The sequence below is a fragment of the Acetobacterium wieringae genome (assembly GCF_001766835.1).
Lineage (GTDB): Bacteria > Bacillota > Clostridia > Eubacteriales > Eubacteriaceae > Acetobacterium > Acetobacterium wieringae.
Genome location: NZ_LKEU01000050.1, coordinates 17848 through 32125 on the forward strand (window position 1 = coordinate 17848; position 14278 = coordinate 32125).

General features: G+C 37.8%; 14 protein-coding genes, 1 tRNA gene and 1 pseudogene. 2 read left to right on the top strand and 14 right to left on the bottom strand.

The window, feature by feature from the left end:
• Positions 1-47: 47 nt before the first annotated feature.
• The 12 genes and pseudogenes from ACWI_RS17425 to ACWI_RS17465 all read right to left on the bottom strand — a co-directional run bounded on the left by ACWI_RS17425 (position 48) and on the right by ACWI_RS17465 (position 11728).
• Positions 48-1244 (bottom strand): MFS transporter, encoded by a 1197-nt coding sequence (locus ACWI_RS17425; protein ID WP_070372721.1) that lies wholly within the window; start codon positions 1242-1244, stop codon positions 48-50.
• Between the two features lie 334 nt (positions 1245-1578).
• Positions 1579-2232, bottom strand: coding sequence for a TetR/AcrR family transcriptional regulator (locus ACWI_RS17430; RefSeq protein WP_070372722.1), 654 nt, complete (start codon positions 2230-2232; stop codon positions 1579-1581).
• 1064 nt (positions 2233-3296) lie between these two features.
• Positions 3297-3449, bottom strand: coding sequence for a hypothetical protein (locus ACWI_RS19160; protein ID WP_175440980.1), 153 nt, complete (start codon positions 3447-3449; stop codon positions 3297-3299).
• A 149-nt stretch (positions 3450-3598) separates the two neighbouring features.
• Positions 3599-4396 (bottom strand): methyltetrahydrofolate cobalamin methyltransferase, encoded by a 798-nt coding sequence (locus tag ACWI_RS17435; RefSeq protein ID WP_070372723.1) that lies wholly within the window; start codon positions 4394-4396, stop codon positions 3599-3601.
• A gap of 137 nt (positions 4397-4533) precedes the next feature.
• Positions 4534-4990, bottom strand: a pseudogene (locus ACWI_RS18865) (reverse transcriptase domain-containing protein); the annotation flags it as partial.
• Between the two features lie 605 nt (positions 4991-5595).
• Positions 5596-6225 carry a corrinoid protein gene (locus ACWI_RS17440; RefSeq protein ID WP_070372724.1) on the bottom strand — a complete coding sequence of 210 codons (630 nt, stop codon included), beginning with the start codon at positions 6223-6225 and terminating at the stop codon, positions 5596-5598.
• A gap of 177 nt (positions 6226-6402) precedes the next feature.
• The gene (locus ACWI_RS17445) at positions 6403-7209 is read right to left on the bottom strand and encodes a methyltetrahydrofolate cobalamin methyltransferase (protein WP_070372725.1); all 807 of its coding nucleotides are present in this window, start codon (positions 7207-7209) and stop codon (positions 6403-6405) included.
• A 9-nt stretch (positions 7210-7218) separates the two neighbouring features.
• Positions 7219-7848: a cobalamin B12-binding domain-containing protein gene (locus tag ACWI_RS17450; protein WP_070372726.1), complete on the bottom strand. Its 630-nt coding sequence runs from the start codon at positions 7846-7848 to the stop codon at positions 7219-7221.
• A 226-nt stretch (positions 7849-8074) separates the two neighbouring features.
• Positions 8075-9271, bottom strand: coding sequence for an MFS transporter (locus ACWI_RS17455; protein WP_070372727.1), 1197 nt, complete (start codon positions 9269-9271; stop codon positions 8075-8077).
• Between the two features lie 79 nt (positions 9272-9350).
• Complete coding sequence (locus ACWI_RS19505) at positions 9351-9482, bottom strand: hypothetical protein (protein WP_278278307.1); 132 nt, start codon at positions 9480-9482, stop codon at positions 9351-9353.
• 13 nt (positions 9483-9495) lie between these two features.
• Complete coding sequence (locus ACWI_RS17460; protein WP_070372728.1) at positions 9496-10650, bottom strand: uroporphyrinogen decarboxylase/cobalamine-independent methonine synthase family protein; 1155 nt, start codon at positions 10648-10650, stop codon at positions 9496-9498.
• 22 nt (positions 10651-10672) lie between these two features.
• A complete protein-coding gene (locus ACWI_RS17465) occupies positions 10673-11728 on the bottom strand; it encodes a uroporphyrinogen decarboxylase family protein (protein ID WP_070372729.1) in 1056 nt (351 codons plus the stop codon).
• Positions 11729-12029: 301 nt separating this feature from the next.
• Between ACWI_RS17465 and ACWI_RS17470 the strand changes: the two genes are divergently transcribed.
• Complete coding sequence (locus ACWI_RS17470) at positions 12030-12671, top strand: TetR/AcrR family transcriptional regulator (protein ID WP_070372730.1); 642 nt, start codon at positions 12030-12032, stop codon at positions 12669-12671.
• A gap of 134 nt (positions 12672-12805) precedes the next feature.
• Positions 12806-12937, top strand: a complete 132-nt coding sequence (locus ACWI_RS19510) for a hypothetical protein (protein ID WP_278278308.1) — start codon at positions 12806-12808, stop codon at positions 12935-12937.
• Positions 12938-13131: 194 nt separating this feature from the next.
• Here ACWI_RS19510 and ACWI_RS17475 read toward each other — a convergent pair.
• Together ACWI_RS17475 and ACWI_RS17480 are read right to left on the bottom strand one after the other, a co-directional pair.
• Positions 13132-13208 (bottom strand) — tRNA-Arg (locus ACWI_RS17475).
• A 99-nt stretch (positions 13209-13307) separates the two neighbouring features.
• Complete coding sequence (locus tag ACWI_RS17480) at positions 13308-14174, bottom strand: DUF2238 domain-containing protein (protein ID WP_228883012.1); 867 nt, start codon at positions 14172-14174, stop codon at positions 13308-13310.
• Positions 14175-14278: the final 104 nt, after the last annotated feature.

Sequence of the window (14278 nt, forward strand, 5' to 3'; positions counted from 1 at the left end):
ACTGTTGAAGCAACAGTTAGATAACATGATGTTTTTATTTATAAATGTTATATTGCCTGATCAACTGCAATTTCATCTTCATTTCGACTGACCAGGAATTGGATTGCGGTGTAGATAACGGCAAACCCCGCAAACACAATACAGACACTGGTAACATTATTGGTTCCCAGTACTAACATAATTCCGGTGACTAAATAAGAAGTAGCAAAATTACCCAGAGAGTAGGAAGCAGTAACAACACCGATGGCATCATCAATCCGTTTTTGAGGAACCAATAGCGGTAAATGTGCATAGCTGTATGAAATGGCTAATCCATAGGATGCACCCATGATCAGGCATGCCACAATTACAGTGATGCTGCTTGGATACAGATATAAGGTCAGCATACTGATACAAGATAATGCATAGCTGGGTATAATTGTCCATTTGACCATTTTTTTATAGATCTGCCCAAAGGTAGCACAAAGTATAAAACTTCCCAGAGTGGTAATCGCACTTAGTATACCGACAAATGCGGTATTACCCAAATTGTTTTCAATGCTATAGGAGGATATAAAATACATTGCATACCCATAAACAATGTTATAAACAATGAAGTTAGCAATCATGATCCAGAATTTACTGCCAAGCGGATCTGACTTCTGACCTTGAACCCGTTTGACTTCCTGTTCAACTGGTTTGATATTCGGCAGAAAAAAGACAAACATGATGACAATTGGGATGACAGACCAGTATGTGAAATAAGCATTTTTCCAGAAACTGACAGCCAGACTCCCAGCCACCAGAGTGATGACAATGCCCGACAGGGATATAAATGCGTAATAATATCCCATAATGGCCGCACGTTTTTTCTCATCTGAGTAAACCTCAGCAATCAATGCCACCGCTGCCACATTAACAAAAGCAATACCAATACCATACGGGATGCGCATTACCAGCATATACCAGACGTTGTCCACTGCTGCACCAAGAATACTACAGACGGCAAACATTGTTCCACCAATAATTAGGAGCGTTTTCTTGCTAATCTTTCTCAGCAGCACTGACGCTAACAGGGACGAAAAGATCATGGCCATCATCGGGATTGAGACAATCGTATTAACGACTCCCCGATCGTTCGGAAATGCGTCAAACAAATTGTAGGTGATTGGCACAATAACCAACTCTCCCATGATCATCACGCTGGATAGCATAATGGTTATTAAAAAAAGCACTTTACTTAATTTAGTCATTTCAATTGACATTCCTTCTCCTTCTTACTAAGCAACAATATTTGAACTGTTTCTTTTTTCAATGTCCATAATATTGTCAGTATTTAAAAATATTTTGAACGTTACTAAAAATAAACGATTTCATAGAAAAATGAACTCGTGTTTTCATTGGATGCCGCATTTATCCTATGCATTTCAACACTATAAATTGCTAACATCACTTTTTCAATCATGATTGATTTTAAGTTTAGCACCTTTTGATCATTTAGTCAATATTTTTCAATCATGATTGAAATTATTTTTAAAAATTACCCAGGCATTTAAGTACTGAATTAAGTGCCTGGGGTAACTCATGTATCCAAACGTTTCAATTTCCAAAAAAGTTAAGTTGCGATATATCCACATCTTTAATAATCATGTCACACTCTTCCACTAAATCATTAATCAGCTTTTCATTTATTCCCAGCAATTTGGGAAATATCTTAATAATATAATTAATAATTTTTTCATCCTCTAGCGCGATTCGTCCAGACATATGATAAAGTAAAATATTTCGTTCTGCTCCCCCTGTTTCAATAAAAAATAGTATGATTTGCTCTTTATCAATATCGATCTCATAATAATTAGCAATTTCAAAAGCTAAGTCAAACAGTGATTGGAAATAGAATTCATCAAACCAGTCTAGATCAAAAATCTCCAGATAAAATTTTTTGCTTGCCTGAGTTGCAAAAACACTTTTAAAATGGATCTTCGTTTGGATATAAAAAAACAATAATGGCTGATAAAAATCCACTGTGAGTTTTTTTGAAAGCTCTATTATTTTTTCATAATACTCAGCGTATATTTCTTCCGCAATTCTATCTTTGGATTTAAAATAATAATATAACGTCGCTGAATTCAGATCATTTACCTTTGTGGCAATTTGTCTAATAGTGGTTTTTCGAAATCCCTGCTCTTTGAATAATTGTTTCGATGCATTAACAATCATTTTTTTTGTTTCAATGCTCTTTTGATATACCATTTCGTTTTCCTTTTCAAGTCATGATTAAATGTTTTCTTATGTAGCCAAAGTCATGGTTTACATAAATTATCAATATGACTAATTATATCATATAAAGTGTATCGAAATAAAACTGAAAACTAAATTTACGTATTTAATAAGTATGTGCAACTATTCGGTATCTGCTGTACGATATTTTTTTTAAACCGACAAGACCAATTTCGTTTTTTGCGCAAGTTTAAAACTTTATATCCAAAATTAAGAGAAAATTATCTTAAACCGAATTCTGCAGATATTGCTTTCAGTAGTTTTTGTATAACTTTTCAATTATCTCAACATTAGCATCAGTGACACAATGATCTGTTATTTCCATGTTATATTCTTTGAGTTTTTCTCGAATAACTGGGGTAAGTGTGTCTTTAATTCGACCATGAAAAATCATACAAAAACGGTGAGCAAGCTAAAGCTTCTTGATCGTATTTCTGATCTTTTTCAAACCTATTATCTTTGGAAACAGAAATGCAGAACATCAAAATCAAAATAAGCAAATTCCTGAGGCGCTCTGCCCAGAAGGCCTATTGAGTTTAGTACACAATGATAAAATAAAGAAAACAAACTACAACAAACTTTTAGAAATATCTCTCGAAAACAACATGTCGTTAGCGATAACGTATAATATATTTCGCAAAAGTGAATAATGAAAAATAGTACACTGTTTATAGCCATTTTTTAGAATAAAGTCACCACAACCAAATATAAACCAGGAGGCTAAAGCCATGTCTGAGAATATTATACAACTAAACCAAAGAAATTATCCATAATGAATTACGTGATCTGGTGAGAAACAGCGTCGAAGAAACGCTCAATACCATGCTGGAAAATGATTTTTGCTTCAATGTCCTGAGTCAGGTTATTTTTGTGTTTGGGTATCAATTGTGGCTCAAACGCCTCATTCCGGTCTCTGGAAACGTCAATTTCATATCGCCCAGACTAGTATGGTCTTTTTTTTCGTATAGTCATTCCGGCTGTTCCCAGTTTCCATATTCCGATAATCATAGTGGGTATAACCCCGTTCGTCATCCAATTCAGCAGTGAGACCGCTTTCCAGCACTTGGCGCATCATTTCCTTCATCAGTTCCTGGAATGTCATTTGGATCTTTGATGGGATTCTTACTTAAAAAATTTTTCACTAATTTTCGATGATTCTTTTCTTCGTTACTTTCGTTTCTTCTTGCCATAATAAAAACCTCCTGGCTACTGTATTTATTCTACATCAACCACGAGGTTTACACAATTTTTGAAACGTCTCGGTTTGTCAAAGCTCCGACCGGAAAATTATTTTTCCTGCCTTTTTATAAGTTATTCTTTTTGGCCCCCTTAATTTTGCCTATTTCTCAAAAATTCCCTCACGAAATGCACCTATGTATTCCATGCAAAATTCATCTTCGCCCATCATCGCTTCGGTAGCATAGAGCATTCCCATCATGTCCTTGTTTAAAGGATCGAGGATAAAGCTGTCCATGCCGGCGTTCATGGCCAGAACCGCAAAGGCCTGGTTAGCAATCCGGCGGGCCGGCAGATTGAAGGAAATGTTGCTGACCGCACCGGTGACATGGATGGTGGGATACTGTTTCTTGATTTCCCGGATCACTTCGGTAACCATGTTGATGCCATCTTCAGATGTACAAAGCATTTCGATCAATGGATCGATGTGCATTCTGGACGGATCAATGTTGCACTCCTGACATTTTGCCATTAAGTCAGTGAAGACTTCCAGACGGTCTTTTGCCGTTTTGGGGATTCCCTTATCACTATTTAACAGAGCTACACATTCCCATTTGGTGTCAGCGATCATTTTGAATGCGACATCAACTTTATCTCCTTCTAATGAAACCGAGTTAAATAGCCCCGGTTTCTTACAATACTTCATCGATTCGATGCAGGTGTAGACATTAGGGCTGTCAACCGCAATTGGCACATCAGTGGCATTCTGAACAATGTCAATCAACCATTTCATGGTTTCCAGTTCGATGTCATCATCCACTGAGGCACAGACATCAATAAAATCAGCTCCAGCTTCTGCTTGTTTAATCGCCAGATTGCGGATAAATTCCGCATCTTTTTCGACAATGGCCTTTCCTGTTGAAGGAATGGCACCGTTAATTTTTTCTCCGATAATAATCATTTATTTCTCCTTATAATTATCTGCAAAACGTAAATTATAGCTTTGCAGTTTTTTCTTTAATGGTCAAAATAGTGAATATTTTTATTTTTTCATATATTATGACGAATGACATTGGCGAAAAATGGAACTCAACTTGCAGCGTTGAGATATTTGTGAATTGGGAAATGACCCGGCCATCTTTGGTGGTTTCAGACAGAATCTGAATGAGTCGACAGTGATTGACTGTTTCAAAGTACCTTTCCAACTTCATATTCACGACTTATTTGTATCCGTCGCGGATATTTTTATGACATTTTTTCAAGGCGCCTTGAGCACTGCGTTTGGGTCTTAATCTACATCTGTTGTCTGAGAACTGTTGCTCGAATATCGGCGTCAGCATCTGGGCGATCGCCTGTTGGACCAGTCGATCGAATACGGTTGGAATTCCCAACTTTCGTATTTTTCTGTTATCTTTTGGTATTTCTACGCGTCTGACGGGTTGTGGTTTGTATTTTCCACTTCGTATGGATTCGATGAGTTCATTCCGGTTTTCTTCAGGTAGGGCAGAAGTTCAGCCACCTGCATACCGTCAATTCCACCTGCACCTTTATTTTTCTATACCTCCTCCGGTTCTACCCTTCTTTTGACATCTGGAATGTCTCTGTACTATGGCTTCAGCTGACTTCTCACGATAAATCTTCTTTCAACCGCATTTCATACTCTGTTTCCACACATCCGTGAGATCTACCCAGTTAAAAACGCGATCTTTCCTTCCATCTATCTGCCACTTCCAGATAATTTTGGGACTTTAGTTTGATTTGCTTCCCTACCCAGTTGAAGTTGCCTGATATGATTTCTATTCGTCAAACCGGAAGTTGCCGACAGCTTCCTTCAGATTCCTCGTCGCCGGGTCCACTCTTGCCTTAAGCAATGCACTTGGCACTAACTACCCGTGCTTGGGACTTTTGCCCGTTAGATTGCGCCCATGCCGGGCGCACAAATTAAGACGCATTACAATGCCTAAAGCATCATAGTGCGTCTTTCACTTGTTTTAGAATATCTGAAACCCTTCACCTAAATAATACCTTTTGGGATAACCATTCAGGTGAACAAAAACTGTTCCTAGAAAACGCTCTCAATGTAAGCATTGTAACATTTTTAGCTTATACAATGAATTTATTTAATAATTCATGAGTTTACCAATTGCGATATGCCGTGTTTTAAGCAAGACCAAGAATTTCTTTCGCTTTGGTCGCTGAACTGCCGGCATCCGGCGCATAACCGTCGGCACCAATTTCTTGGGCATATTCAGGTGTAACTGGTGCCCCGCCTACAATGACTTTCATTTCTGGTAGCGCCGCTTTAATGGTTTGAACAGCTTCTTTAAGAGCTGGCATAGTTGTGGTTAACAGCCCTGAACAGGCTACTAAAACTACATTGTCATTTTCTTTAACAGCTTCGACAAAACGTTCAGCGGGCACATCCACGCCTAAATCCACCATCTCAAAGCCAGAGCTTTCCAGCATCATAACAACCAGATTTTTTCCGATATCGTGAAGATCTCCAGCAACGGTTCCCATGATACAGGTACCTAATGAGGATGATGAATCTCCAGCCATAATCGGTTTTAATACTTCAACCCCTTTGGACATGGTTTTTGCTGCAATCAGCATTTCCGGCACAAAGATTTCACCAGTCGAAAATTTATCACCAACAACGCCCATCGATGCGATCATTTCATCCAGAATTTCTTGAGCTTTTGCGCCAGCATCTAAGGCTTCCTGTACCGCAGCAGCAATTTTTTTTGATTTACCTGTTTCGACTAAAATTTTTATTTCTTGAATTGACATTTATTTCTCCTTATTTTCTTTTTGAGGTTCGTTTCGATTCTAATATTATTTACCCGTACTTGGGACCTTCACTTGTTAGATTAAACCATCACATGCACACCATAATAAAAGAAAGTAAAGATATTTGTTTGACTTTCTTTTTAATGATTTTTATAAGACAACACTGGTTAATATCCTTTATTTTCCTGCTGGCCCAATCTGTCCAGATCGAAATGCTTTACTGTATTTCCGGCAATGTCGATCTTTTCCAAGCAGAGCATAGGTGGCATAAATAGTACCCATCAAGTCTCGATTCATCGGATCCATAACGGCTGAATCCATACCTGCCTGAATGGCAAAGGCCATACAGGTCTTATTTAACAGCGACCTTACCGGCAAGCCAAAAGAAATATTACTGATTGCGCCGGTAACGTGGATAGTGGGATACAACGCTTTGATCGCTCTAATTTCTGCGGCAAAATTTAAAAGTGAATTGTTTTCAGTGGACAGAGCCATGACACAGGGATCGATATGAATCCGATCAGGGGTTACTCCGAATTTGGCAGCTTTTTCCACCATGCTTTTGGTAATCGCCATCTTTGTCTCAAGATCGTTGGGAATACCATTATTATCGCAGGTAAGCCCCACAACTTCCCAGCTATTCCCTTCCATCAGAGGCAGAAGCACCTCGCATTTATCCCCTTCTTCGGAAATGGAATTGAGCATCCCCGGTTTACTGGCATATTTGAATACCGCTTCAATGACTCTTGGATTTGGACTGTCGATACATAGGGGCGTATCGGTTGCATCCTGAACCACTTCCATAAGCCATTTCAGTGTTTCAATTTCGTACTCCGGAGCAGTGCTGGCACAAACATCAATAAAACTGGCACCGGCCTCGGTCTGCTTGATAGCACGATCAGCGATAAAGGCTGCATCCCGCTTTTCAATAGCCTCTTTAACCACTGGGATAGTGCCGTTGATTTTTTCTCCGATAATAATCATCTTAAACTCCTATACCCAGGCTTGACAAATTTTAACGCCTTCAGCTGCGTTGGTGGTGAAAGCATCAGCACCGACAAACTTGCAAGCTTCTCTAGTTACCGGGTTTCCGCCGATGATAATTTTGGCGTCAATTCCAACTGCTTTAAGAGCATCTATCGTTTCTTTCATGGAATCGATAGCCAGAGTCAAGACTCCACTCATACCAATGATTTGAGGCTTCACTTCTTTGGCTTTGGTCACAAATTCTTCCACGGCCACGTCAATGCCGATATCCACTACTTCAAAGCCAGCTGCTTCAGACATACTGCGGAAAATGTTTTTGCCGATATCGTGTAAATCGCCATGAACGGTTCCCAAAAGAATAGTTCCCATAACCGTTGAAGCACCAGCTCCAAGAGCCGGTTTTAAAACATTAATGGCTTCGGTTAAGAGTTCGCCGGCAAAGATCAGATCTCCGACAAAATAATCACCATTCTCGAAAGAATCTCCGACAATTGCCATGCCTGCCTGACAGGCGCCCACGGCTTCTAATGCTTCTGCCTCGCTAGGGTTGGTGGATACAAACTCCTTTAACAGATCCATAACCTGATCTTCTTCTAAGTCTCCTAACACCTGTGTCAATCTTTTTAAATCTAACATATGTTTCTCCTTTTAACTATAAAATCGTAAAATATGTAACTCTTCGAATATTTTTAATTTTTTCCAGAAATAATGAGATAGAGTTTAATAAAATATCCCCATTTAATAACCACAAAATTTCTGAGACACCAGAACAATATTTAATGAAATACCAAAGCACTCGCTGTGACATACTTTATGAGGTTCTTCATTTTCACTAAAAACAAGTGCTAACACTAATCCCAATCTATATTTCTTCACCTATTACCACATTTACTTCACCACGACTAACAAGCAATTGAATAGTCGTGTAGAAAACAGCAATTATCGCAAAAACGATGCAGACAATTGTGACATTCGCCGAACCCATAAACATCATAATACCAGTCACACAATACGATGTAGCAAAATTACCAAGGGAATAGGCGGCAGTCACAATACCAATTGCATCATCAACTCTTTGCTGAGGAACCATCAGTGGTAAATGTGCATAACTGAATGAAATTGCTAAACCATAGGTTGCCCCCAAAATCAGACATGCAGCAATCACACCAACCGTACTCGGGAAAAAATATAAAATCAACATGCTAACAATGGAAAACGCATAACTCGGCAGGATCGCCCACTTAGTCATTTTTTTATAAATCACGCCAAATGTTGCACAGAGAAAAAAACTACCCAATGTTGTCAGTGCGCTTAATACGCCGACAAATGCTGCATTTCCCAGATTATTTTCGATGCTATAAGATGAAATGAAGTAGAGTACAAACCCATAGACAATGTTATAGAGAATGAAATTTCCAATCATGATCCAGAATTTACTTCCCATCGGATCTAATTTTTTTTCTTGATCACATCTCACTTCTGGTTCTAACGTTTTAGTATTAGGCAGAAAAAGCACAAACATGATAACCACGGGTATCGCTGACCAATATGTGAAATACGCATTTTTCCAAAAACCAACAGCCAGACTGCCAGATACAATCGTAATGATAATCCCGGCAACAGATATAAACGCATAATAAAAACCCATAATAGTGGCTCTTTTTTTCTCATCTGTGTAAACTTCTGCAATAAGGGCAACTGCTGCTACATTGACAAATGCAATACCAACGCCATAGGGGATCCGCAGCAAAAGCATATACCAGACATTATCCACTGCCGCACCAAACAGACTGCAGAGGGCAAAAATTGAACCACCGACAATCAATAACCTTTTTTTGCTCATTTTTCTGAGCAGAACCGATGCAAACAGAGATGCAAAGATCATTGCCATCATTGGAATCGAAATGAGAGTATTAACCGCACCTATATTTTCCGGGAATGAATCATACAGGTTGAAGATAATTGGTACCACTACCAATTCCCCCATGATTATTACACTAGAAAGCATAATGGTTATTAGAAAGAGAATTTTTTTTATTTTGGACATTTCAATGGACATTTTCTTCTCCTTTTTTGTTTTTAAAAAGGTTACCGTTTTTATAAAATCTTTCGCCTTGAAATCTATACCCTGAAACTTCTTAAAATGCGATGAAAAACCACTCCATTCCGTATCTGAACATTTCGCGTTCTTCCTTCGGCACTTCCCAAGTCTCATCTTCCATTAAAACATTCAGTATTTCTTCATAGGTTACCTTATTCGCTTCATCCATTACAATTCCCTCCTTAGTATCTTCCATATTCATGAGCACAATCAAAAACATCAAACATATTATCCATAATATCAGATGGACAGTTCCAATTTTTATCCGTCGTAAAGAAAAAACCGCCATCACGAGCGCATTCGTCAATTACACGCTTTGTATAGTCCAAATTGACTTCTTTTGATTCACATTTCATTTTTGAATTTATCGCACCACCACCTACAATCTGGTAGTCACCAATTCGTTTTGAAACTTCAATCACATCATCACTATCAGCAAAAAGAATACAACTATCCTTTGGTACATCTCGGAAGAAATCGAGAACATGCAGCCAGCTTCCTTCAAGGAATATGCCAGCCTTTCCACCTTGACTCGCGATATTTTCAATAATTGCTTTTTCATAAGGCCAATACAGTTCTGCAAACTGTTTTGGATTAAGATAAGTTGGTAAATGAGCCGGTTGAACGCAAAATGGAAATGTATACGGTAGTTCCTTAAACTGATTGGTACAACGTTCCCATAATACATCTGCAGCTTCTTTTACCTGTGATTTTCTCCTTCTAATATCGATTGATGTTCCGACAAAACCACGAAGATAATCAAAAATAGTGTCTAATGGATTGGCAATCATTAAATCTTCAGTAGTCAGTTGAACGATCCCATATTTTTCTGCCATCGCTTTCATAACTAATTCATTAAGATAAAATAGATTCCCCATATCATTGAAGCCAGCTTTAAAAGCCTCTACACCATGATCAATGCCATTTTCGAACAACTCTGGATATGTTCTCGGTAAAAGAACATCTCTGACAAAAGCATCCGGATCTTTTATCAATACATCATATTCATCTTCATTCATCTGAGTGCGAGTGACTGCCACATTCGAAATGCCATCTGGTGCTAAAGTAATTTGAGGACTTTTCTGATATTTTTGAAAATTTGGCATCCAGGTAATTCCATTAGAATTGGTGCAGTCGATCCAAAGCCTTTCATAGATACGTGTCATTGCATCGACAAATTTTTCCGGATCATAATATGCCTCTCGTATCGTTGTTCCTGAATATGCAACAACTCCCTGGCCTGGGTTTCCAAAAATCGGGACATACTGAGGTTTTTCACGTTTTAGTGTTTTTTGAATATCTTCAAGTCTGTTATTATAGAGATTTTCTGTTGTCATTTTTACACCTTCCTTATTTAGTCTATTTGTTAACAACCTTACGACCTAAAATATAAGCATTATCGCGAATAAACGAACTTACCATAAAATTCTCATCACAAAATGCAATCGTCAATTTTCCTTCATTACAGTATCGATCGAAAATATTTTTCATAAATTCAACCTGACCTTTTTCATCCAGTCCTGCTGGCATCATCCAATAACCTTCCAGTATTAATTTATCCCCCACCATAGTCAGTGCCTTTTCAATATCAACTGCATTTTCCTGAAATTGCCAGATATCAATACCAGCCTCAATAAACACCGGAATATGTTTTAAACCATTCCCGCAACTATGAATTCCAAACTTATAACCATAACTATGAACACGATCAGATATTTGTTTCAAAAATGGGAGGAAAATATCTCTTGCAACCTGTTCTGAAAAGAAAGGTTGAAGTTGTGTGGCCCAGTCATCACTTATGACAATAACATCCAAATCAAAATATTGATGATATAAATCAACTATCTTTAAATTATAATCTGTGACTACTTGAAGAAAAGATTTTACTTCATCAGGATCTTCCAATAGAGAGCTAGCTGCATTTTCAAATCCCATCACATCAATCAATCGTTCAAATAAACTTGTTGTAATCCAGCCTCTAATCGGTCTGGTGTGATCAACAATTTCTTTATATTTTTTTCCTTCCTCTTCCCACCCCCAAGTTCTGGGATCCTGGATTTTAATGGTTCGCCAATCAGTGATGTCAGTAATTTTTTCATTTCCGGGTCTTACCATCGCTGGCATCCCAGTTTCAAGTGCCTCCCATTCCACTCCAAAGGCATCAACTCCACCTTCATACCCCATCGCCTTGATATCCGGATTAATTTCTGTTGTAATCTCGTAATAGTCGCTGTAAGAATCAGGAACCCATTCATAGTCCTGACGATTCATGAATCGTAGAAAGTTCTCTTTGGGTGTGATCGGTTGATTAAGATATTCAATTTCAGAATAAGGAGCTCCCCCGTACAAACCATAGGTAGCATATGTTTTTCCATTTTTCCTAAGTTCCACTTCAGCATTAAATTGTGTTGCCATATTTTCTTCTCCTTTACTTTTTTCACTAAACCAAACCTCTATTCTGTAATCCTTTGCATTTATGGTGGGAAACTCAATAAATCTTCGATCATCTCCTAATCAAAATCTTCCAAGTCAAATTATAAAGTTGTAAAGGATATTCGCAATTTATAGAAAATTACAATTTAGTGTATACACTAAATATATTATCAGTTAGATTCTTTGTCAAGAAGAATTTTATTAATTATTTAAAATATTTTAGTATCTGGGGTACTACGCTTTCTTGTGTTATAATAAATTACAAAATAATTTCGAGGTAATCATGGCAATTTACAAATCAGGTATTAAAACAAGAGATAAAATAATTGAAGCGTGTATACAACTCTTTTATGAAAAAGGATATAATTCGACAACTTATGCCGATATTTGTGAAAAAGTTGGCATTCAGCAAGGTAACCTTCATTATCATTTCAGAAGCAAAGATACAATCTGCCAAGAAGTTCTTGAACGACATCTGAACAGAAATTTTGAAGAAACTAGACTTTTTGTTACAGAATCAAATCAAGATTTTTTGCGTCATATTTTGAGCACCTATATCTTCTGGTACAAATATTTCAACGATGCGAAATATCGACGTTTCGCTTTTGAAACTGTAATGGAATATACCGCATCAAGCCTACATGAGTATTATAGAACTTACCTTGTAAGCATCGGCAGAGAGTCATCTCTATTAGATCGCAATTGTGAGTTGGATCTTATATCGTGTGCAGCTGTTGAATCATCCCTTCCCAAGTATATGTACACTAAGTATGAAGAGTATTCTTATGAAGAACTTGCATCATACAATGCAAGAGTATATGGACATTATTTAGGGCCAGATACAAAATATTTAGAAGAAGCCATAACCAAGGCCGAGAACATTATGCATACCATCGATTTGAATTTATTGACGTTCAGTTTATAAGATCAAGCAATGGATATTACTCATTTTCGAGATGATTTAAGGCAATATTATTGCACTTTACGAGAGCCTTTTCAAAAATTGTGTAAACCTCGTGGTTGATGTAGATTAAATACATTAGCCAGGAGATTCTTATTATGGCAAGAATAAACGAAAGTAAAGAAGAAAAGAATCGGCGGAAATTAGTGGAAAATTTTATAAGTGAGAATCCCATCAAAGATCCAAATGACATCCAGGAACTGATGAAAGAAATGATGCGCCAGTACTAGAAGGCGGTTCCCCCGTTTGTTGAAGCTATAAAGGCAATATTTCCGTTCTAAGAGTAAATAGTTCGTTTTTTTCTATGTGTGCAATTTTTCATCCCAGCTCATCAGATATCTCCTGATTGACTACATTTCACGCATTAATTTACACATAAAAAAAAGCCACCCATAATATATAGGTGGCAATTAAATCAATAAAATGGCGTGCCCTGAGGGATTCGAACCCCCGACCTTCCGGTTCGTAGCCGAACGCTCTATCCAGCTGAGCCAAGGGCACGCATATCGTGACCTAGGATACTTCCGTTGGCCACGAAAGTTATTATAGCACATTCAAATCAAGAATAAAAGTCTTTTTTTATAAAATTGTATATTTTTTTCACGAATCGTGGTGATGCTTATTTTCGTAGTGTTCCCGTTCTTCTAAAATCTCCGCTTCAGTTTTTCGGCGAGGCATAAACCGCTTGGCAAACTTCCCTTTGCTGCGGTTTTTAATATAAAAATACCCGATGATTGAAAAGGTCATCGCTCCGATAAAATTGACAAACAAGTCGTTCATGGTATCATACAAGCCAATATCGATATAGCCTCCATAATGCCAAGGTATCCCATTGACAACCATGCTCTCGATCGGCATCACCACTGCCACATTCTTTCCTTCAGGATTAAAAAACACTGAACTGATCACCGTCAAGACCTTATCCTTCTGCATGTCAGTTTGAAAAAACAGATCCATTCCAAATTCAAAAAACTCCCAGACTACACCCACTGTCATCGAAAAACAAAAGGCTACCAGGGCCACAAAAGCCGGTGATAGCGAAAAAGTTACTTTTTCGTTACGGTTAAGGATGTCAATCATTGAAAAACCGATGGCTGCACAAAGAAAGCCGTTGATTGTGTGAAGCATATCGTCCCAGCGATCAAAGATCAAATAATACTCATTGATTTCCCCAAGAATCTCGGCCCCAAAAATAAATAACAGTACAATAATCTCCAAGGTTCCGGGCAGCACAATATTGAGTCGCTTGTTGAGAAAGTTGGGAATCATAAAGAGAATCAGCGTCAGTACACAAAGAAAGACATTGTTATAATTGCGATTGAAAATCTCAGCGATTAAGACCATCACCACCAAAATCCGCAGCGAAATATAAACAAAAGCCTTGATTTTATTTTCTCTGGCTTCTTCCCAAAAATCCTGGAGATGCTCAAGTAACCACGTTATTTTATCAATTTTCGTTTTTGTCATCGCATTTTCTTCCAGTTTCATAATGATTGTATTATTATACCATCATTATCAGGCGGTTTACAATTATAATCACTTCACTTATAATGACTATATTCAGCAAATTA

Coding starts and splice junctions, on each gene's coding strand:
- ACWI_RS17425 (WP_070372721.1), bottom strand. CDS start 1,244: ATGTCAATTGAAATGACTAAATTAAGTAAAGTGCTTTTTTTAATAACC.
- ACWI_RS17430 (WP_070372722.1), bottom strand. CDS start 2,232: ATGGTATATCAAAAGAGCATTGAAACAAAAAAAATGATTGTTAATGCA.
- ACWI_RS19160 (WP_175440980.1), bottom strand. CDS start 3,449: ATGGCAAGAAGAAACGAAAGTAACGAAGAAAAGAATCATCGAAAATTA.
- ACWI_RS17435 (WP_070372723.1), bottom strand. CDS start 4,396: ATGATTATTATCGGAGAAAAAATTAACGGTGCCATTCCTTCAACAGGA.
- ACWI_RS17440 (WP_070372724.1), bottom strand. CDS start 6,225: ATGTCAATTCAAGAAATAAAAATTTTAGTCGAAACAGGTAAATCAAAA.
- ACWI_RS17445 (WP_070372725.1), bottom strand. CDS start 7,209: ATGATTATTATCGGAGAAAAAATCAACGGCACTATCCCAGTGGTTAAA.
- ACWI_RS17450 (WP_070372726.1), bottom strand. CDS start 7,848: ATGTTAGATTTAAAAAGATTGACACAGGTGTTAGGAGACTTAGAAGAA.
- ACWI_RS17455 (WP_070372727.1), bottom strand. CDS start 9,271: ATGTCCATTGAAATGTCCAAAATAAAAAAAATTCTCTTTCTAATAACC.
- ACWI_RS19505 (WP_278278307.1), bottom strand. CDS start 9,482: ATGGATGAAGCGAATAAGGTAACCTATGAAGAAATACTGAATGTTTTA.
- ACWI_RS17460 (WP_070372728.1), bottom strand. CDS start 10,650: ATGACAACAGAAAATCTCTATAATAACAGACTTGAAGATATTCAAAAA.
- ACWI_RS17465 (WP_070372729.1), bottom strand. CDS start 11,728: ATGGCAACACAATTTAATGCTGAAGTGGAACTTAGGAAAAATGGAAAA.
- ACWI_RS17470 (WP_070372730.1), top strand. CDS start 12,030: ATGGCAATTTACAAATCAGGTATTAAAACAAGAGATAAAATAATTGAA.
- ACWI_RS19510 (WP_278278308.1), top strand. CDS start 12,806: ATGGCAAGAATAAACGAAAGTAAAGAAGAAAAGAATCGGCGGAAATTA.
- ACWI_RS17480 (WP_228883012.1), bottom strand. CDS start 14,174: ATGACAAAAACGAAAATTGATAAAATAACGTGGTTACTTGAGCATCTC.